The organism is Pseudomonas mediterranea CFBP 5447 (genome assembly GCF_000774145.1).
In the GTDB taxonomy this organism is placed as follows: domain Bacteria; phylum Pseudomonadota; class Gammaproteobacteria; order Pseudomonadales; family Pseudomonadaceae; genus Aquipseudomonas; species Aquipseudomonas mediterranea.
In genome coordinates, this window is sequence record NZ_KN322986.1 from 347,026 (window position 1) to 366,364 (window position 19,339).

A 19,339-nucleotide genomic window follows, 5' to 3' on the forward strand; every position below is an offset into this window, starting at 1 on the left:
GGCGTACATCCTACCTGCTCCAGCGCCCGAACAGCAGCCCGCGCGTGCGCAGAACGGTCAATTATCGGCAGTACCCAGCAGCAGCGGAGCAAACAACGGTCCCAGGCGAGTGCTACCGAGGTCCGACAAATGATCCTCATCCCTGTACTGCGAGTAACCATTGGCCTCGATTGGGCAGACCCGATCCGAGCACATCAACGGCGTAGGATCGATGATATGTACTCCGGGGTCGGCAGCCTTCATCGAGTCGAACAAGGCACTCAGGAAGCGCTGGCGCGCCAGGTGTTCCGAGAGCGGACGACCCAGCCCCTCGGCTGAACGCCCTATCCGTGCCAGGCTTGTCAGTCGGCCGATGGCGCCCTTACGCTGCAATGGCACCTCCTTGAACAACCAGACCTGCGCCCCCGTCGCCCTGATCGCTGCAACACGCGCCTTGAGCGCTTCGGCCATGCGTACCTCGGCTTCAGCGGTATTGTCACGGGGATCGAGCAACACCTTCTTGTCGCCGTCCTCACGACCATAGACATATAGGCTCCAGTTCGACGCCAGTACCACGTCCTTGATCTTCAGGCGACGAACCTGCTCCATGGTCCGCTCGTTGAAATCCTTGCAACGCGGCCTCGGATCATCGCTGAGAATTGGCGGGCAGGCGCTCATGCTGTAAAGCCAGACCGGGCCACTACCGTTCGCGGCGCTGCTTTCGATCGCCGGCAACAGCGCCGCAGCGTGACTGTCGCCCCAGAACAGCCGGGTTGCCGGGGCATCCTTGTGCCCGCCCAGCAGGCATGCCTTGTCCAGACGCTTGTCTGAAGTCACCAGCATGCATTTCATCTGCCCCGCTCGCCATTCCCGCGCCTGGGCGTACTCCATTGCTTTACCGGTAAGGCGTTGGGGAAAGCCATCCGCCGACCGTACCACCGAACCCGATACAGCCAGGGCAACCATGGCCAGCAACCCTCCCACCAACACGGGTTTGCGCCCAGCCAGCAGGCGCTTTTCACGGAACGGAAGCTCAACGCAACGCCAACTCAGCCAGGCAAGAATCAGCGCCAACAGAATCCAGCCCGCCGCTTCCCAGGGTTGGATTCCGTCGATGGATATGGCGTTGGCATAGACGTACACCGGCCAATGCCACAGGTAAAAGGAATAGGAAAGCAAACCCACCCAGACCAGAGCCTTGGTACTTAACACCTGAGCGACCCAAGTCGAACACCGGGCGCCTGACCAGATCAATGCCGTGGTACCGAGCACAGGTAATAAAGCGGCCCAGCCCGGAAACACCGTCGTTTCGTCGAATGTGAGAACCGCCGCCAGCACCGCCACCAACCCAGCCGTGGCGGCGGACTGGCTGACCCACGGTCGAACTGCGTGCCTGGGCGCAGGCAGGACCGCGAGCATCGCCCCGCACAAAAGCTCCCAGGCCCGGGTCGGCAGCGAGAAGAAGGCGACGTCAGGCTTGCGGTCGATGCAAGCGATATTCAGCCCGAAAGAAATCAGCAGCAGGGCAAACAGCATCCAACGCCAATGGCGAACATGGCGCATCAACAGCACCATCAGCAGAGGAAAGAAAATGTAGTACTGCTCTTCAACAGCCAGGGACCAAGTGTGAAGCAGCGGCTTCAGATCCGAAGCAGGCGCGAAATAGCCATCTTCACGCATGAACAGGATGTTTGAGATAAACAGCGATTGATAACGAACCGCTCTGCCAAGCTCTGAAAAGTCCTTGGCCGTCAGCAGCAACCAGCCCACGGCCAACGAAGCCAGCAGTACCACGCTCAAGGCCGGGAGGATACGTCGCGCCCGACGCGCCCAGAAATCGACGAAGCTGAAACGCTGCGCACCGATCTCGCGGAACAGGATACTGGTGATCAGGAACCCGGAAATGACGAAAAAGACGTCGACGCCGACAAAACCGCCGCTGAATGTGCCGAAACCGAAGTGAAACAAAACAACCGGAATAACGGCCAGCGCCCTCAAGCCATCAATGTCCCGGCGGTTGCCAAACGTATGCATAACGCTCCTTGTCGCTTTGAAAACCCATGATGAACACGGACACAGCCGGCCTACGAAAGTTGTCCATTTTGATACAAAACTTCGCAAAAAAAAGAGCGCCTCATCCGAGGCGCCCTTTTTTCTACAAACCTGACTTCGTGTTACTTGCGCTTCATCGACAGGAAGAACTCATCGTTGGTCTTGGTCGTCTTCAACTTGTCGACCAGGAACTCGATGGCAGCCACTTCGTCCATCGGGTGCAGCAGCTTGCGCAGGATCCACATGCGCTGCAACTCGTCATCGGCCGTCAGCAGCTCTTCACGGCGAGTGCCGGAGCGGTTGATGTTGATGGCCGGGAACACGCGCTTCTCGGCAATGCGACGATCCAGGGGCAGCTCCATGTTACCGGTGCCCTTGAATTCCTCGTAGATCACTTCGTCCATCTTCGAACCGGTTTCAACCAGTGCGGTGGCGATGATGGTCAGCGAACCGCCTTCCTCGATGTTGCGCGCGGCGCCGAAGAAACGCTTCGGTTTCTCCAGGGCGTGGGCATCGACACCACCGGTCAGTACCTTGCCGGAGCTCGGGATCACGGTGTTGTAGGCACGGGCCAGACGGGTGATGGAGTCCAGCAGGATGACCACGTCCTTCTTGTGCTCGACCAGGCGCTTGGCCTTCTCGATCACCATTTCGGCAACCTGCACGTGGCGGGTCGGCGGCTCGTCGAACGTCGAGGCGACCACTTCGCCGCGCACGGTACGCTGCATCTCCGTCACTTCTTCCGGACGCTCGTCGATCAGCAGCACAATCAGATGAACTTCAGGGTTGTTACGGGCGATGTTGGCCGCGATGTTCTGCAGCATGATCGTCTTGCCCGCTTTCGGCGGCGCCACGATCAGACCGCGCTGGCCTTTGCCGATGGGCGCACACAGGTCGATGACACGACCGGTGAGGTCTTCGGTGGAGCCATTGCCGGCTTCCATCTTCATGCGCACAGTCGGGAACAGCGGGGTCAGGTTTTCGAAAAGAATCTTGTTCTTCGCGTTTTCCGGACGGTCGAAGTTGATCGTGTCGACCTTGAGCAGCGCGAAGTAACGCTCGCCTTCCTTCGGAGGGCGGATCTTGCCAACGATGGTGTCACCGGTGCGCAAGTTGAAGCGACGGATCTGGCTCGGCGAGACGTAGATATCGTCCGGGCCGGCGAGGTAGGAAGCGTCCGCGGAACGGAGGAAGCCGAAGCCGTCCTGGAGAATCTCCAGCACGCCATCACCGGAGATTTCCTCGCCGCTCTTCGCGTGCTTCTTGAGCAGGGAGAAAATCACGTCCTGCTTGCGCGAACGGGCCATATTTTCTATGCCCATCTGTTCGGCCAATTCGAGCAGTTCGGTAATCGGCTTTTGCTTGAGTTCAGTCAGATTCATATAGGAATGACGTAATCATTTATGGAGGGGAAATTAAGCTTTTGGCTTAATGAGGCCGCGCCGCAGAGAAGGCGACAGGATCGCGTACTTATTCGAAAGGAGTGCGTCGGCGACGGCTTGCAGGGGGCAATGGAGAAACCAGTGCGGGGCCGAATGTACCACCTGGATTTGCGAGCGTCTAGCCCCGAATAACGAAAAAGCCCCGCGATTGGCGGGGCTTTTTCAACGGCATTCGGCGCTTAGATGTTGGCGTCGAGGAAAGCAGCCAGTTGCGACTTCGACAGCGCACCGACCTTGGTGGCCTCGACGTTGCCGTTCTTGAACAGCATCAGCGTCGGGATACCACGCACGCCGTGCTTGGCCGGGGTTTCCTGGTTTTCGTCGATGTTCAGCTTGGCGACGGTCAGCTTGCCCTTGTAGGTCTCGGCAATTTCGTCCAGGACTGGAGCGATCATCTTGCACGGACCGCACCACTCAGCCCAATAGTCCACCAGTACAGCGCCTTCGGCCTTGAGTACGTCAGCCTCGAAGCTAGCGTCGCTAACGTGTTTGATCAGATCGCTGCTCATGGAAATCTCCGGGGTTGTCAGCAAAAAAACGTGGCCCATCATAGCTGCCCTTCCCAGGTTCAGGAAGTCACTGTTGATTGAGTCTCGCTATGGGCAAAGTCGTAATTGGGTATAACCCAGGCTCCTCCCAGCCGCATCAGACGAAGCGATTCGGCGGCACCGCTGCGCCGAAATCCCCCACCCTCAAGGGACGCTGCCCGATAAAGGTGCGAAACGCGACCACCGTCAGGATGGGAGGCTGCGTTGGGTCTGGTTCTGGTGGGTGAAACCGGTTTGGCATGGCCTGTGCTCTATCCGAGCGCAGAAATCACCATCCCATGCGGAGATTCGCCATGATCCAGCGTTGCAGCGCCCTGCTCACCGTCCTGTTTGCCAGCCTGATGCTTTGCCAGTTGCCCGCCCATGCCGACGGGCTGGAGGACGTGATCAAGCGCGGCACGCTCAAAGTCGCGGTGCCCCAGGACTTCCCGCCGTTCGGCTCGGTAGGCCCGGACATGAAACCCCGCGGCCTGGATATCGATACCGCGAAACTGCTGGCCGACCAGCTCCAGGTCAAGCTTGAGCTTACGCCGGTCAACAGCACCAATCGCATCCCGTTCCTGACCACCGGCAAGGTCGACCTGGTGATCTCCAGCCTGGGCAAGAACCCGGAACGTGAGAAGGTCATCGATTTTTCCAGCGCCTACGCCCCGTTCTACCTTGCCGTGTTCGGCCCACCCGAGGCCGCCATCAATGGCCTGGACGACCTCAAGGGCAAGACCATCAGCGTCACCCGGGGCGCCATCGAAGACATCGAGCTGACCAAGGTTGCCCCGGAAGGCACCACCATCAAGCGCTTCGAAGACAATAACTCGACCATCGCGGCCTACCTCACCGGCCAGGTGGACCTGATCGCCAGCGGCAACGTGGTGATGGTCGCCATCAGCGAGCGCAACCCCAAGCGTGTCCCGGCGCTGAAAGTGAAGCTCAAGGACTCGCCTGTTTACGTCGGCGTGAACAAAAACGAGCCCGCGCTGCTGGATAAGGTCAACCGGATCCTCGCCACGGCCAAGACCGATGGCAGCCTGGAGAAAAACGCCCAGACCTGGCTCAAGCAGCCGCTGCCGGCCGATCTCTGACCGCCACTTGAGAGGCTGAGCATGGCTTATCAGTTCGATTTCCTGCCGGTGATGCAAAACACCGAGCTGCTATTGCGCGGTGCGCTGTTCACCCTGGAATTGACGGCCATCGGCGCGTTGCTCGGGGTTGGCCTCGGCATCGTCGGCGCCGTGGTACGGGCGTGGCAGATCCGCCCGTTCGCGGCGATATTCGGGGTGTACGTGGAGCTGATCCGCAACACACCGTTCCTGGTGCAGCTGTTTTTCATCTTTTTCGGCCTGCCGTCCTTGGGCGTGCAGATTTCCGAATGGCAGGCGGCGGTCCTGGCCATGGTGATCAACCTCGGCGCCTACTCCACCGAAATCATTCGCGCCGGCATCCAGGCTATCCCCCACGGACAGCTGGAAGCCGCCGCGGCCCTGGCGATGAGTCGCTTCGAAGCCTTTCGCCACGTGGTGTTGCTGCCGGCGCTGGGCAAGGTATGGCCGGCCCTGAGCAGCCAGATCATCATCGTGATGCTCGGCTCGGCGGTCTGTTCACAGATCGCCACCGAAGAATTGAGCTTCGCCGCCAACTTCATTCAATCGCGCAATTTCCGCGCCTTTGAAACCTATGCACTGACCACGCTGATCTATCTGTGCATGGCACTGTTGATCCGCCAGTTACTGAACTGGGTGGGCCGTCGCTGCCTGTACAAGAACACCGCCAGGAGCGACCAATGAGCGACTTCACTTTCTGGGATGTGGTGCGCAACCTGCTCACGGGCCTGCAATGGACCCTCGCGCTGTCGCTGGTGGCGTTTATCGGTGGCGGCGTGATCGGTTTGCTGGTCATGGTGATGCGCACCGCCAGAGGCACCCTGCCCCGCCACGTCGCCCGCACTTATATCGAGCTGTTCCAGGGCACGCCGCTGTTGATGCAGTTGTTCCTGGTGTTCTTTGGCGTGGCACTGGCCGGCGTGGAGATCTCGCCGTGGATGGCCGCAGCCATTGCCCTGACCCTGTTTACCAGCGCCTATCTGGCGGAGATCTGGCGCGGTTGCGTCGAAGCGATCCCCAATGGCCAATGGGAGGCGTCCTCGAGCCTGGCGCTGAACCGGCTGGAGCAGTTGCGCTACGTGATCCTGCCCCAAGCCCTGCGCATCGCGGTGGCACCGACCGTGGGTTTCTCGGTGCAAGTGGTCAAGGGCACGGCTGTCACCTCGATCATCGGCTTCACCGAACTCACCAAGACCGGCGGCATGCTCGCCAACGCCACGTTCGAACCCTTCATGGTCTATGGCCTGGTTGCCCTCGGCTATTTCCTCCTCTGCTACCCCCTGTCCCTCAGCGCGCGCTACCTGGAAAGGAGACTGCATGCCTCTGCTTAGAATTTCCGCCCTGCACAAATACTACGGCGATCATCACGTACTCAAAGGCATCGACCTGACCGTCGAAGAAGGCCAGGTGGTCGCGATCATCGGCCGCAGCGGCTCGGGCAAATCCACTTTGCTGCGCACGCTCAATGGCCTGGAATCCATCAACGATGGCGTGATCGAAGTGGACGGCGAGTACCTCGATGCCGCTCGCGCCGATCTGCGCAGCCTGCGGCAGAAAGTCGGGATGGTGTTCCAGCAGTTCAACCTCTTCCCACACATGACCGTTGGCGAAAACGTGATGCTCGCGCCGCAGGTTGTACAAAAAACATCCAAGGCCAAGGCGACCGAGCTCGCCCGGCAGATGCTGGAGCGAGTCGGGCTTGGCGAAAAATTCGACGCGTTCCCGGACCGTTTGTCCGGCGGCCAACAGCAACGGGTGGCGATTGCCCGGGCCCTGGCGATGTCACCCAAGGTCTTGCTCTGCGACGAAATCACCTCGGCCCTGGACCCGGAACTGGTCAATGAAGTGCTCGGCGTGGTGCGGCAACTGGCCAAGGAAGGCATGACGCTGATCATGGTCACCCACGAAATGCGCTTCGCCCGCGAGGTGGGGGACAAGCTGGTGTTCATGCACCAGGGCAAGGTGCACGAGGTGGGGGATCCGAAGGTACTGTTTGCCGAGCCGCAGACGGTGGAGCTGGCGAACTTTATCGGGATGGTCGAGCCTGCTGCCTGAACATCCGCGCCGTCAGGTCTGGCCTCTTCGCGAGCAGGCTCGCTCCCACACTGATTCCAGGGTGTTCAAAATCCCTGTGGGAGCGAGCCTGCTCGCGAATGACCGCGAAGCGGTCGCCTTTGCGTTGGCGTAAACGGTTGATCGTGGCAGGATGGCAGGGTTATCGACCGAGACCTTCCAACATGCCGCCATCCCAAGCCAAGAATCTGTCCCTGATCGCTGCCATTGACCTGGGCTCCAACAGCTTCCACATGGTTGTCGCCAAGGCCCAGAACGGGGAAATCCGCATTCTTGAGCGACTCGGTGAAAAGGTCCAACTGGCCGCCGGCATCGATGAAGAGCGCAAACTGAGCGAAGAGTCCATCCAACGCGGGCTCGATTGCCTCAAGCGCTTTGCCCAACTGATCAACGGCATGCCTCTGGGCGCCGTGCGGATTGTCGGCACCAACGCCCTGCGCGAGGCGCGCAACCGTGGCGAGTTCATCCGCCGCGCCGAAGAGATCCTCGGCCATCCGGTGGAAGTCATCTCCGGCCGGGAAGAGGCCCGCCTGATCTATCTCGGTGTCTCCCACACCCTGGCCGATACACCCGGCAAGCGGCTGGTGGCGGACATTGGCGGCGGCAGTACCGAATTCATCATCGGCCAGCGCTTCGAGCCGCTGTTGCGCGAAAGCCTGCAGATGGGCTGCGTCAGCTACACCCAGCGCTATTTCCGCGACGGCAAGATCACGCCGGCCCGTTACGCCCAGGCCTATACCGCGGCGCGGCTGGAAATCATGAGCATCGAGCATGCCTTGCACCGCCTGACCTGGGATGAAGCCATCGGCTCCTCAGGAACCATTCGCGCCATCGGCCTGGCCCTCAAGGCCGGCGGCCATGGCAATGGCGAGGTCAACGCCGAGGGCCTGGCCTGGCTCAAGCGCAAGGTGTTCAAACTCGGCGAATCGGACAAGATCGATTTCGAAGGCATCAAACCTGACCGTCGGGCGATTTTCCCAGCGGGCCTGGCGATTCTCGAAGCCATTTTCGACGCTCTCGAGCTGCAACGCATGGATCACTGCGAAGGCGCCCTGCGCGAAGGTGTGCTGTACGACCTGCTGGGACGCCATCACCACGAAGACGTCCGCGAACGCACCCTGGGTTCGCTCATGGAGCGCTATCACGTTGACCAGGAACAGGCCGTGCGGGTCGAGCGCAAGGCGCTGCATGCCTTCGACCAGGTGGCCGACGACTGGGACCTCACCGACGGGGTCTGGCGCGAATTGCTGGGCTGGGCCGCCAAGGTCCATGAAGTCGGCCTGGACATCGCCCACTACCATTACCACAAGCACGGCGCCTACCTGATCGAGCACTCCGATCTGGCGGGTTTCTCCCGGGAAGACCAGCAGATGCTCGCCCTCCTGGTACGCGGCCATCGCCGCAACATCCCCAAGGATAAGTTTGCCGAATTCGGCGACGACGGCATCAAGCTGATTCGCCTGTGCGTGCTGCTACGGTTTGCGATCCTGTTCCACCACATCCGCGGCACCCAGGAAATGCCCCAAGTGGCCTTGCGGGCCGACGGTGATCAACTGGATGTGATGTTCCCCGAGGGCTGGCTGGAAGAAAACCAACTGACCCAGGCCGACTTCGCCCAGGAAGCGGAATGGCTGACCCGGGTCGGGATTGTGTTGAATATCCACTGATACCCAGGGTAGCGAGCCCCTCTGTGGCGAGGGAGCTTGCTCCCGCTCGGCTGCGCAGCAGTCGTAGGATCTGCTCACCGGCTTTGTCCGACTCACTGCAATAAAGGGCTTTGGAGCTGCTACGCCCGAACGCGGACCGGCTCAGCGGGAGCAAGCTCCCTCGCCACAAAAGCCAAGTTCGCCGCCCTCGCTCACCACTCCTTAATTGACCGCCAACACCGGACTGCTCAGACGATCCAGCAACGTCGCCTGGGCGCTGCGCGGGTTCTGGTTGCCGGTCGGCGTGTTGCGGATGTAACGACCATCCGACTGCAGGCTCCAGCTGTGGGTGTTGTCGGTGAGGTAGCTTTCCAGCTCCTTCTTGACCCGCAGGATCAACTTCTTGCCCTCCACCGGGAAGCAGGTCTCGACGCGTTTGTCGAGGTTGCGCTCCATCCAGTCGGCGCTGGACAGGAACATCTGCTCCTCGCCGCCGTTGAGGAAGTAGAACACCCGCGTGTGCTCCAGGAAGCGCCCGATGATCGAACGCACATGGATGTTATGGGAAACCCCCGGAATACCTGGCCGCAGGCAGCACATGCCGCGCACCACCAGGTCGATGCGCACGCCCGACTGGCTGGCCTTGTACAGCGCGCGGATGATCTTCGGATCAGTCAGCGAGTTGAACTTGGCAATGATGTGCGCCGGTTTACCGTCCAGGGCGAACTGGGTCTCCCGGGTGATCATGTCGAGCATGCCCTTTTTCAGGGTAAACGGCGCATGCAGCAGTTTCTTCATGCGCAGCGTCTTGCCCATGCCGATCAACTGGCTGAACAGCTTGCCGACGTCTTCACACAAGGCATCGTCGGACGTCAGCAGGCTGTAGTCGGTGTACAGGCGGGCGTTGGCGGCGTGGTAGTTACCCGTGCCCAGGTGGGCGTAACGCACGATCTCGCCGGCCTCGCGCCGCAGGATGAGCATCATCTTGGCGTGGGTCTTGAATCCGACCACGCCATAAATCACCACCGCACCGGCCGCTTGCAGACGGCTTGCCAGCTGCAGGTTGGACTCTTCGTCGAAGCGCGCACGCAATTCGATCACCGCCGTGACCTCCTTGCCGTTTCGCGCCGCATCCACCAGGGCGTCGACGATTTCCGAGTTGGCGCCGCTGCGGTACAGGGTCTGGCGCACCGCCAGGACGTGAGGGTCCTTGGCGGCCTGGCGCAGCAGGTCGACCACCGGCGTGAACGACTCGAACGGGTGCAGCAACAGGATGTCCTGCTTGCTGATCACGTTGAAAATATTCTCGCTGTTCTGCAGCAGCTTCGGGATCTGCGGCGTGAACGGCGAATATTGCAACTCCGGATGGCTGTCCAGGCCGGTGATGCTGAACAGCCGGGTCAGGTTGACCGGACCGTTGACCTGATACAGCTCGGTCTCATGCAGGTTGAATTGCTTGAGCAAGTAATCGGACAAGTGTTTCGGGCAAGTGTCGGCCACTTCCAGACGCACCGCATCGCCGTAGCGACGGGAGAACAGCTCGCCGCGAAGAGCACGGGCCAAATCTTCGACGTCCTCGGTGTCCACCGACAGGTCGGCGTTACGTGTCAGGCGGAACTGGTAGCAGCCCTTCACCTTCATGCCCTGGAACAGGTCATCGGCGTGGGCGTGGATCATCGACGACAGGAACACATAGTTGTCGCCAGGGCCGCCGACATCTTCCGGCACGCGGATGATGCGCGGCAGCAGGCGTGGCGCGGGAATGATCGCCAGGCCGGAATCGCGACCGAAGGCGTCGATGCCTTCCAGCTCGACGATGAAGTTCAGGCTCTTGTTGACCAGCAACGGGAACGGGTGCGTCGGGTCGAGGCCGATCGGCGTGATGATCGGCGCGATCTCATCGCGGAAATAGCGGCGTACCCAGGTCTTGAGCTTGGTGGTCCAGTGGCGACGACGGATGAAGCGGACCTGGTGCTTTTCCAGCTCCGGCAACAGGATGTCGTTGAGGATCGCGTACTGGCGGTCGACCTGACCGTGGACCAGCTCGCTGATGCGCGCCAGGGCCTGATGGGGTTGCAGGCCATCGGCACCGGCTTGCTCACGGGCGAAGGTGATCTGCTTCTTCAGGCCGGCAACGCGGATTTCGAAGAATTCATCCAGGTTGCTGGAGAAGATCAACAGGAACTTCAACCGCTCCAACAAGGGATAGGACTCGTCCAGCGCCTGCTCCAGCACGCGGATGTTGAACTGCAGTTGCGACAGCTCGCGATGGATGTACAGGCTGCTGTCATCCAGACTGGGGATCGCAATCGCCGGGGCCGGGGCGGGTTCGGCGACGACCACCGGGGGAGCGGGCTCCAGCTCCGGTGGTGTTTCGGCGATTTGCTCGACCACGGGTTGAGCGTCTTTTACGGCAACTTCAGAGAGTCCTTCGGTATTCATCGCAAGTTCCTGGGAGGCTATTTCTGCTCTCGTAGCAATTGGGCGGCGCGCACGGCGAAGTAAGTCAGGATCCCATCGGCACCAGCGCGCTTGAAAGCGGTGAGGGATTCGAGGATGACCCCTTCGCCCAACCAGCCGTTCTGGATCGCCGCCATGTGCATGGCGTACTCGCCGCTGACCTGATAAACGAAGGTCGGCACTTTGAATTCGTCTTTGACCCGGCAAAGGATGTCGAGGTAAGGCATGCCTGGCTTGACCATGACCATATCTGCCCCTTCTGACAAGTCGGCCGCCACTTCGTGCAAGGCTTCCTGACTGTTGGCCGGATCCATCTGATAAGAGGCCTTGTTGGCCTTGCCCAGGTTCAGGGCCGAGCCGACCGCATCGCGGAACGGGCCGTAATAGGCACTGGCGTACTTGGCCGAATAGGCCATGATCCGCACGTTGACGTGCCCGGCCACTTCGAGGGCTTCACGGATCGCCTGGATGCGACCGTCCATCATGTCCGACGGCGCCACCACCTGGGCACCGGCCTCGGCGTGAGACAGCGCCTGTTTGACCAAGGCGTCGACGGTGATGTCGTTCTGCACATAGCCGTCTTCGTCGAGGATGCCATCCTGCCCGTGGGTGGTGAATGGATCCAGCGCCACGTCGGTAATCACCCCCAACTCCGGAAAGCGTGCCCGCAGGGCACGGGTCGCACGCTGGGCAATGCCGTCCGGGTTCCAGGCTTCGGCGGCGTCCAGGGACTTGAGGCCCGGCGGCGTCACCGGGAAGAGCGCCAGCGCCGGAATGTCCAGTTCCACCCATTGGGCGGCTTCTTCGAGCAGCAGGTCGATGGTCAGGCGTTCCACCCCAGGCATCGATGCCACCGCTTCGCGCCGGTTCTCGCCGTCCAGCACGAACACCGGCAGGATCAAGTCATCGGTGGTCAGCACGTTCTCACGCACCAGCCGACGAGAGAACTCATCACGGCGATTGCGACGCAGACGGGTGGCAGGGAACAGACGATTGGCGGGGGTAAAGCTCACGGCAGACTCCTGAGCCCACTGACGGGCGAGCGTGACAGTTATAAGCGGCCATTATGACTAACGTATGACAGTTATGTGCACCTGTGACCTGTCGTCGCAGTTATTGTGGTTGTAGGAAATGTTCACGTCGAGACACATTTCGACACTTTCCTGAATGTGCCCGAAGGGTTAGGCTGCGCGTTCATTTCGCCAGCACCCAGACAATGCTCCAGCAATTTCTACACGACTTCGGCTATCTGGCCCTTTTCATCGGCACGTTCTTCGAAGGCGAAACCATCCTCGTGCTCGCAGGTTTCCTGGCGTTCCGTGGCTACATGGACATCAATCTTGTGGTCGTCGTGGCGTTCTGCGGCAGCTATGCGGGCGATCAGCTGTGGTATTTCCTGGGACGCAAGCATGGGCGCAAGTTGCTGGCGCGCAAACCTCGCTGGCAACTGATGGGCGACCGCGCCCTGGAGCACATTCGCAGGCATCCGGATATCTGGGTCCTGAGCTTTCGCTTCGTCTATGGCCTGCGTACGGTGATGCCGGTGGCTATCGGCTTGTCAGGCTATCCGCCAGGACGCTACCTGCTGCTCAACGGCATTGGCGCGGCGATCTGGGCGACCGCCCTGGCTGCCGCCGCCTATCACTTCGGCGCGGTGCTCGAAGGCATGCTGGGCAGCATCAAGAAATATGAGTTGTGGGTACTCGGTGCGTTGCTGGTGCTGGGCCTGTGCCTGTGGGTGCGTCGACGGATCAAGAATGCGCGGCTGGCGAAAAAAGTCCTCGAAGCCGAGCGGCTGGAGCGAACCAGGCCCGACGAACCTACGACGCCAACCGAGCAAGCCGGTTGCGACAGTAATAGAGCCCCGTGACACTGAGCAGGCTGTAGCTGAGCAAGCCGACCCAGGCCGCGGAGCCCGCCGGCCACAACCCGGCCAGCGGCGCCAGCCACACCAGTGGCAGGTTCGAGGCCAGTCGCAATGACTCCAGCTTCAGTGCCCACGGGCGACTCTCCAGAATCATGCCCAATACGAACAGACCGAACGCCACCGCCCCCCAACCCAATACCAGGGCGGCGACGGGCAGGCTGTTCTCCAGGTTCATCAAATAACTGCCCAGCGCGATGTAGAGGCAGAATTGCAGCGCCACGTAGCCCTGTTGACGTCCATCCAGTGGCACTTCGAATTTGCGGAACCGGCTCAGGTCCGGCTTGTTCAGCGGGTAACTTGCCGCCACGTCTGCGGGTCGCCATCCCGTGGGCATGAACCAGATCCGCAGCTTGTCCCACCAGCGTCCGGCCCGTCGGGCATCTGTCCATAACTGCGCATAGAACTGCAGGTTGGCCCACAACGGGTTCCAACTCGCCAGCGGCGTAGTCACGCCAAAAATCACCGGTTCACGGTCGTCTTCCTCCTGGAAGGTGCCAAACAGACGGTCCCAAATAATGAACACCCCGCCGTAGTTGCGATCCATGTAAAGAGGGTTCTGCGCATGGTGGGCACGATGATTGGACGGCGTGACGAAGTACCACTCCAACCAGCCAAGCTTGGGGATGTGCTGGGTGTGGACCCAGAACTGGTACAACAGGTTCAGCGCCGCGACACTGACGAACACCGTCAGCGGTACGCCCAGCACGGCCAGCGGCAGGTAGAACACCCAGCTCAACAGGAACCCGGTACTGGTCTGGCGCAGCGCCGTGGAAAGGTTGTAGTCCTCGCTCTGGTGATGCACCGAATGAGCCGCCCAGAGGATGTTGCGCTCATGGCCCATGCGATGCAGCCAGTAGTAGCAGAAGTCATAGAACACGAAGGCGAACACCCAGACCCAGGCCTGGTCGGCAGGCAGCCGGATAACAGCCAGATGTTCCAGGGCAAAGGCGTAAGTCACCAGCCCCACGCCCTTGGTCAGCAAACCGGTAGTGGTCGACAGCACGCCGGTGCTCAAGCTGTTGATCGCATCGGCCATGCGGTAATGACTCACGCCACGCCAACGGTCGGCCAGCAACTCGACGGCGATCAACACGAAGAAGAACGGCACGGCATACAGAATGAAATCCATGATGCGACCCGGACAGGAGGTAGTCGGCAGATTAGGTTTAGCCGCCGGATAACCCTATGGCAACGAGTGACAAATTAGTGGACATTTAACGCCATGAATCTGGAGAAAAACCCATGAGCAAAAAAGTTGCAGTGATCCTTTCCGGCTGTGGCGTGTACGACGGCGCCGAGATCCACGAAAGCGTGATCACCCTGCTGCGCCTGGACCAACGCGGTGCGCAGGTCCAGTGCTTCGCCCCCAACATCGCCCAACTGCATGTGATTAACCACCTGACCGGTGAAGAAATGCCCGAAAGCCGCAACGTGCTGGTGGAGTCGGCGCGGATCGCCCGCGGTAACGTGAAGGATTTGCGTGAAGCCAGGGTCGAGGATTTCGACGCCCTGATCGTACCTGGCGGTTTCGGTTCGGCGAAGAACCTCTCCAACTTTGCCGTCGAAGGCGCGGATTGCACCGTCCAGCCGGAGCTCCTGGCATTGACTGAGGCCTTCGCCGAGGCCGGCAAGCCGGTGGGGCTGATCTGCATTTCCCCGGCCCTGGCGGCGAAAATCTATGGCCCTGGCGTGACCTGCACCATCGGTACGGATGTCGACACCGCGGCTGCGGTGACCAAAATGGGTGGCACCCATGAAGACTGCGCCGTCACCGACATCGTCGAAGACCGCGCACGCAGGCTGGTCAGCACTCCAGCCTACATGTTGGCGCAGAACATCAGCGAAGCGGCGTCGGGAATCAACAAACTGGTGGACCGGATACTCGAGCTGACCCACGAAAACGATGCCTGACAACCCAATGTGGGAGCGAGCCTGCTCGCGATGGCGTCCATTCAGTCGGCATATCTATGGCTGACACGCCGCCATCGCGAGCAGGCTCGCTCCCACAAAGGAACAATGTCAGGCTCCGGGGCAGACTCAGGACATCCGGCTCAAACGCGTAAGGATCCGATCCAGCGCATTGGCAAACCCCTGCTTGTCCCGCTCGCTGTAAGCCGCAGGACCGCCGCCCATCTGCCCCTGCTCACGCAAATCGGTGAACAGGTTGCGCACCGCCAGTCGATCGCCCATGTTCTGCGGGTTGAACTCCTTGCCGCGCGGGTCCAGGGCTGCGACGCCCTTCTTCACCAACCGGTCGGCTAGGGGCACGTCGCTGCAGATCACCAGCTCACCCGGCCCCGCGTGCTCCACCAGATAATCATCCGCTGCATCGGGGCCGCTGGGGACCACGATCAACTTGACGCAGGCCAGGCTGGGCTTGATCTGCGGCTGCCCAGCCACCAGCACGACCTCGAACTGGCGTTTCAAGGCGAACTTGACCACCAGTTCCTTCGCCGCCTTGGGACAGGCGTCAGCGTCGATCCAGACACGCATCAGGAAACCTGGACCTTGCGCTTCTCCGCCATCCAACTACGGCCATACAACACGACAATGGCCAGGATCGCGATCACTTGAGCGGTCAGCGAATAGGCATCGGCGTGAATACCCAGCCAATCGAAATCGAAGAACGCCACTGGGCGGGTGCCGAAAATCCCGGCTTCCTGCAGGGCCTTTACGCCATGTCCGGCGAAGACCACCGACAGCGCACACAGCAATGCGGCGTTGATGCTGAAGAACAGCGCCAACGGCAGTCGTGCCGAACCGCGCAGGATCACCCAGGCCAGTCCGACCAGCAGCACCAGTGCCGTCGCGCCACCGGCCAGCACCGCGTCATGCCCGGCGGGACCGGCTTGCAGCCACAGGGTTTCGTAGAACAGGATCACTTCGAACAGTTCGCGATAGACCGAGAAGAACGCCAGTACGGCGAAGCCGAAACGGCCACCGCCGCCGACCAGGCTGCTCTTGATGTAATCCTGCCAGGCCGCCGCGTGACGGCGGTCGTGCATCCACACACCCAACCACAGCACCATCACACTGGCGAACAACGCCGTTGCACCTTCCAGCAATTCACGCTGGGAACCGCTGACGTCGATCACATAGGCTGCCAGACCCCAAGTCGCCAGGCCGGCCAGTAGCGCCAGGCCCCAACCCGCGTTGACGCTGCGAACCGCCGACTCCTGGCCGGTGTTGCGCAGGAACGCCAGGATCGCCGCCAGCACCAGGATCGCTTCCAGCCCTTCGCGCAACAGAATCAGCAAACCGGAGATGTAACTCAGCGACCAGCTCAGGCCATCCCCGCCCAACAGCCCCGCCGACGCCTTCAGCTTGGCCTTGGCCGCATCCAGGCGCTGTTCGGCCTGCTCCACCGGCAAGCCGTCCTGCAGCGACTGACGATAAGCCATCAGGGCCTTTTCGGTGTCCTTGCGCACAGTGGCATCGACGTTATCCAACGAGCTTTCCACCAGCTCGAAGCCTTCCAGATAGGCCGCTACCGACAGGTCATAGGCCTGGTCATGATCACCGGCACGATAGGCCGCGATGCTTTTATCCAGGGTGGCGGCGGTGTAGTCGAGCAACTGCGCCGGGCCACGCTGCACTTGTGGCGGCTGGGCACGCTGGGCGCGGAACGTGGCGGCCGCGGCGGGGCCTTGGGCCGCCAGCACTTCAGCCGGGGTCTGGCGGGCCAGGTCGGCGAGGTTGAAGGTCTGTTCGCTTTTGGCCGCCGCCGGGTCGGCACTGAAACCGGCGATGTAGGTAGCCAGGTCCCAGCGCTGACGCTCATCGAGCTGATCGGCGAAGGCCGGCATGTCGGTGCCTTCGATGCCCATGCCGAGGGTGTTGTAGATCGCGTAGAGGCTCAGGTGGTCGAGACGCTGGCCATCACGCAGGTTGGACGGTGCCGGCACCAGGCCGACGCCGGCAGGGCCGTCGCCGGCGCCGCTGTCACCGTGGCACACCGAGCAATTCTGGGCGTACAGCGGCGCACCGCGGGTCGGGTCCGGGGTAATGACCGGCGCCTGGCTGACTTCATAGGCCACCGCCAGCTTCGCCCCCAGTTGACGTGCCAGGCGGGCGACGTCGCCGCCGTCCTGATGCTGGGTGATCGCTTGACGCAAGGCGCTGATGCCCTGCGTGAGCTCCGCCTTTTCCGGCTTGGCCGGCAGAGCAACGACCAGCCCTTCCAACACCTGGGTAAATTCCAGCTGCTCGCGGTACTCGGACTCGTCTATGACCTTGCCCGCGTCGACGGTTTCCGGGTAATCCGCCCCGATGTAATCCAGCAAGTGCAACGCCTGGGGAGCGCCTTCGACGGTGTTGGCCAGCAATGGGTTGCTGCACAGGGCAAGCAACGGCAATGCAAGCCAGGCCAGAAAACGAAGCGGGGCAATCATGAATGACTCTCAATTGGAAATAAGAAGTAACACATTGTTCACTTACCCAGCCTTTGGCTCAAGAGCGAATGTGCTGCGGTGGCACATTTTCATCGGATTTTCATGCTTTGGAAGTGATGTCACAAAAACAGCATTTAGAGATTGAAAAGCCATTACACGGCCAGCAGCCATGGCTATAATCGCGCCGCCTTCTTATAAGAAGTCGGCATAAAAGCTCCTCTGGTTATGAGGAACCGATAGCGTCCCGACGCCATCCGTGGATCGACCCAGCCCGGCCCGCCCATCTGGCTGTTACTCAGGGAAGAAATGTTCATGGCCTCCCGTGCCGTTTTTTCGGTCGCCCTCGGTGCGATCACCTTGTTGTCCGGCTGCTCGGTTTTTCGTAACTACGACAGTGAACTGACCCAGACCAATCAACAGCTGGCGTCCGGCAATGTCGACGCCGCGTTGACCCTGCTGGAAAAGAACAACACCGGTCAAGACCGGGATCTGCTGTATTACTTTGAAAAAGGCGAGCTGCTGCGGGCCAAAGGCGATCTGTCCGGCAGCCAGACGGCCTGGACCAGCGCTGATCGGCAGGTCGGCCAGTGGGAAGACGCAGTCAAGCTCGACACCGCCAAGTACCTGGCACAGTTCGGCAGTTTCCTGGTCAACGATAAAGTCCGGCGCTACGAGGGCTACGATTACGAAAAGGTCATGCTGACCACGCAGATGGCCCTGAATCTGCTGGCCGTGAACGATTTCGGCGGTGCCCGGACCCAGATCAAGAAGACCCACGAACGCGAAGCGGTGATTGCCGATCTGCGCGACAAGGAATACCTCAAGCGCGAGGAAGAGGCCGAGCAACAAGGGGTCAAGACCGAGTACAAAGACCTTCAGGGTTACCCGGTGGCGAGCCTCGACGCTCCGGAAGTGGTGGGTCTGAAGAACAGCTACCAGAGCGCGTTCAGCCATTACCTGGCCGGTTTCGTCTACGAAGCCCTGGGGGAAAAAGACCTGGCTGCACCGGGCTATCGCAAGGCTGCCGAGCTGCGCCCGAACACTCCCTTGCTGGAACAGGCCCTGCTCAACCTGGACAAGCCTGCCGCCAAGAACGATGACAGCGATATCCTGATCGTAGTGCAAAGCGGCCTGGCGCCGTCCCGTGACTCGATCCGCATCCCCCTGCCGCTGCCCATCAGCGGCCATCTCGTCATCACGCCGCTGTCGTTCCCGGTGATCAAGCCTGACACCTCCACCGCGTCCTTCGCCCAGATCGGTGTCGACGGCCGCCAGATGGACCTGACCCAGCTCAACAGCACCACCGCCATGTCCCGCCGCGCCCTGCGCGACGACATGCCCGGCATCATCCTGCGCACCACCGTGCGAGCCGTCACCCGTGGCGTGGCGCAAAAGCAGATCAACGACACCAACCCGTTGGCCGGCCTGGCCGTGGGTCTCACCTCGGCGGTGCTCGAAGGCGCCGATACCCGGACCTGGCGCACCCTGCCGGACTACACCCAAGTGGTGCGCCTGCGCCTGAAGAAGGGTGAACACCAGGTCACCCTGCCCAACGCGGTAGGCGGTTCGGTGGTCAAGGTGCTCGTCGACCAGCGCTACCAGGTGGTCACCTTACGGGCCGTCGGCAATCAGGTCTTTACCGGTGGCCTGGCCGCCCAGGTGATGCCGAGTGCCAATCCGACCGCCGTCGCCAGCCTCAAACAACCTTAAGAACGGAGTCTTGT

16 protein-coding genes are annotated in these 19,339 nt (G+C 61.2%); 8 read left to right on the top strand and 8 right to left on the bottom strand.

The window, feature by feature from the left end; all coding sequences use genetic code 11:
- Positions 1–57 precede the first annotated feature (57 nt).
- The 3 genes from N005_RS18440 to trxA form a co-directional block, all read right to left on the bottom strand.
- Entirely contained in the window at positions 58–2,013 is a 1,956-nt protein-coding gene (locus tag N005_RS18440; protein ID WP_047702522.1) for an acyltransferase family protein, read from the bottom strand.
- Between the two features lie 140 nt (positions 2,014–2,153).
- On the bottom strand, positions 2,154–3,413 hold the full coding sequence (gene rho / locus N005_RS18445; protein WP_003206716.1) for a transcription termination factor Rho: 1,260 nt from the start codon (positions 3,411–3,413) through the stop codon (positions 2,154–2,156).
- 239 nt (positions 3,414–3,652) lie between these two features.
- A complete protein-coding gene (trxA, locus tag N005_RS18450) occupies positions 3,653–3,982 on the bottom strand; it encodes a thioredoxin TrxA (protein WP_003206727.1) in 330 nt (109 codons plus the stop codon).
- 332 nt (positions 3,983–4,314) lie between these two features.
- On the opposite strand from trxA, the gene N005_RS18455 reads away from it, so the two are divergent.
- The 5 genes from N005_RS18455 to ppx all read left to right on the top strand — a co-directional run bounded on the left by N005_RS18455 (position 4,315) and on the right by ppx (position 8,858).
- A complete protein-coding gene (locus N005_RS18455; protein ID WP_047702523.1) occupies positions 4,315–5,100 on the top strand; it encodes a transporter substrate-binding domain-containing protein in 786 nt (261 codons plus the stop codon).
- A gap of 21 nt (positions 5,101–5,121) precedes the next feature.
- On the top strand, positions 5,122–5,802 hold the full coding sequence (locus N005_RS18460; RefSeq protein ID WP_047702524.1) for an amino acid ABC transporter permease: 681 nt from the start codon (positions 5,122–5,124) through the stop codon (positions 5,800–5,802).
- A complete protein-coding gene (locus N005_RS18465; RefSeq protein ID WP_047702525.1) occupies positions 5,799–6,449 on the top strand; it encodes an amino acid ABC transporter permease in 651 nt (216 codons plus the stop codon). Before N005_RS18460 ends, N005_RS18465 begins: the two co-directional genes overlap by 4 nt.
- Positions 6,436–7,173: an amino acid ABC transporter ATP-binding protein gene (locus N005_RS18470; RefSeq protein WP_047702526.1), complete on the top strand. Its 738-nt coding sequence runs from the start codon at positions 6,436–6,438 to the stop codon at positions 7,171–7,173. Before N005_RS18465 ends, N005_RS18470 begins: the two co-directional genes overlap by 14 nt.
- Positions 7,174–7,355: 182 nt before the next feature.
- Positions 7,356–8,858, top strand: coding sequence for an exopolyphosphatase (gene ppx, locus N005_RS18475; protein ID WP_047702527.1), 1,503 nt, complete (start codon positions 7,356–7,358; stop codon positions 8,856–8,858).
- A gap of 201 nt (positions 8,859–9,059) precedes the next feature.
- Here the strand turns inward: ppx and ppk1 are convergent, their stop codons facing one another.
- Together ppk1 and hemB are read right to left on the bottom strand one after the other, a co-directional pair.
- Entirely contained in the window at positions 9,060–11,279 is a 2,220-nt protein-coding gene (gene ppk1 / locus N005_RS18480) for a polyphosphate kinase 1 (RefSeq protein ID WP_047702528.1), read from the bottom strand.
- 17 nt (positions 11,280–11,296) lie between these two features.
- Positions 11,297–12,310, bottom strand: a complete 1,014-nt coding sequence (hemB, locus tag N005_RS18485) for a porphobilinogen synthase (RefSeq protein WP_047702529.1) — start codon at positions 12,308–12,310, stop codon at positions 11,297–11,299.
- Between the two features lie 203 nt (positions 12,311–12,513).
- Between hemB and N005_RS18490 the strand changes: the two genes are divergently transcribed.
- On the top strand, positions 12,514–13,167 hold the full coding sequence (locus N005_RS18490; protein WP_047702530.1) for a DedA family protein: 654 nt from the start codon (positions 12,514–12,516) through the stop codon (positions 13,165–13,167).
- Here N005_RS18490 and N005_RS18495 read toward each other — a convergent pair.
- A complete protein-coding gene (locus tag N005_RS18495; protein WP_047702531.1) occupies positions 13,118–14,353 on the bottom strand; it encodes a sterol desaturase family protein in 1,236 nt (411 codons plus the stop codon). The genes N005_RS18490 and N005_RS18495 overlap by 50 nt on opposite strands.
- Before the next feature lie 113 nt (positions 14,354–14,466).
- Here N005_RS18495 and elbB point away from each other — a divergent pair, with 113 nt between their 5' ends.
- The gene (gene elbB, locus N005_RS18500; protein WP_047702532.1) at positions 14,467–15,135 is read left to right on the top strand and encodes an isoprenoid biosynthesis glyoxalase ElbB; all 669 of its coding nucleotides are present in this window, start codon (positions 14,467–14,469) and stop codon (positions 15,133–15,135) included.
- Between the two features lie 126 nt (positions 15,136–15,261).
- On the opposite strand, the gene N005_RS18505 is transcribed toward elbB, so the two are convergent.
- Both N005_RS18505 and N005_RS18510 read right to left on the bottom strand, forming a co-directional pair.
- Entirely contained in the window at positions 15,262–15,717 is a 456-nt protein-coding gene (locus tag N005_RS18505; protein WP_047702533.1) for a YaiI/YqxD family protein, read from the bottom strand.
- Positions 15,717–17,615, bottom strand: a complete 1,899-nt coding sequence (locus N005_RS18510) for an FTR1 family protein (protein WP_047702534.1) — start codon at positions 17,613–17,615, stop codon at positions 15,717–15,719. The genes N005_RS18505 and N005_RS18510 overlap by 1 nt, the downstream gene beginning before the upstream one ends.
- Before the next feature lie 312 nt (positions 17,616–17,927).
- Here N005_RS18510 and N005_RS18515 point away from each other — a divergent pair, with 312 nt between their 5' ends.
- Positions 17,928–19,325 (top strand): COG3014 family protein, encoded by a 1,398-nt coding sequence (locus N005_RS18515; RefSeq protein WP_047702800.1) that lies wholly within the window; start codon positions 17,928–17,930, stop codon positions 19,323–19,325.
- Positions 19,326–19,339: the final 14 nt, after the last annotated feature.

Coding starts and splice junctions, on each gene's coding strand:
- N005_RS18440 (WP_047702522.1), bottom strand. CDS start 2,013: ATGCATACGTTTGGCAACCGCCGGGACATTGATGGCTTGAGGGCGCTG.
- N005_RS18505 (WP_047702533.1), bottom strand. CDS start 15,717: ATGCGTGTCTGGATCGACGCTGACGCCTGTCCCAAGGCGGCGAAGGAA.
- ppk1 (WP_047702528.1), bottom strand. CDS start 11,279: ATGAATACCGAAGGACTCTCTGAAGTTGCCGTAAAAGACGCTCAACCC.
- elbB (WP_047702532.1), top strand. CDS start 14,467: ATGAGCAAAAAAGTTGCAGTGATCCTTTCCGGCTGTGGCGTGTACGAC.
- N005_RS18495 (WP_047702531.1), bottom strand. CDS start 14,353: ATGGATTTCATTCTGTATGCCGTGCCGTTCTTCTTCGTGTTGATCGCC.
- N005_RS18460 (WP_047702524.1), top strand. CDS start 5,122: ATGGCTTATCAGTTCGATTTCCTGCCGGTGATGCAAAACACCGAGCTG.
- N005_RS18470 (WP_047702526.1), top strand. CDS start 6,436: ATGCCTCTGCTTAGAATTTCCGCCCTGCACAAATACTACGGCGATCAT.
- N005_RS18515 (WP_047702800.1), top strand. CDS start 17,928: ATGGCCTCCCGTGCCGTTTTTTCGGTCGCCCTCGGTGCGATCACCTTG.
- N005_RS18455 (WP_047702523.1), top strand. CDS start 4,315: ATGATCCAGCGTTGCAGCGCCCTGCTCACCGTCCTGTTTGCCAGCCTG.
- trxA (WP_003206727.1), bottom strand. CDS start 3,982: ATGAGCAGCGATCTGATCAAACACGTTAGCGACGCTAGCTTCGAGGCT.
- ppx (WP_047702527.1), top strand. CDS start 7,356: ATGCCGCCATCCCAAGCCAAGAATCTGTCCCTGATCGCTGCCATTGAC.
- N005_RS18465 (WP_047702525.1), top strand. CDS start 5,799: ATGAGCGACTTCACTTTCTGGGATGTGGTGCGCAACCTGCTCACGGGC.
- N005_RS18490 (WP_047702530.1), top strand. CDS start 12,514: ATGCTCCAGCAATTTCTACACGACTTCGGCTATCTGGCCCTTTTCATC.
- N005_RS18510 (WP_047702534.1), bottom strand. CDS start 17,615: ATGATTGCCCCGCTTCGTTTTCTGGCCTGGCTTGCATTGCCGTTGCTT.
- rho (WP_003206716.1), bottom strand. CDS start 3,413: ATGAATCTGACTGAACTCAAGCAAAAGCCGATTACCGAACTGCTCGAA.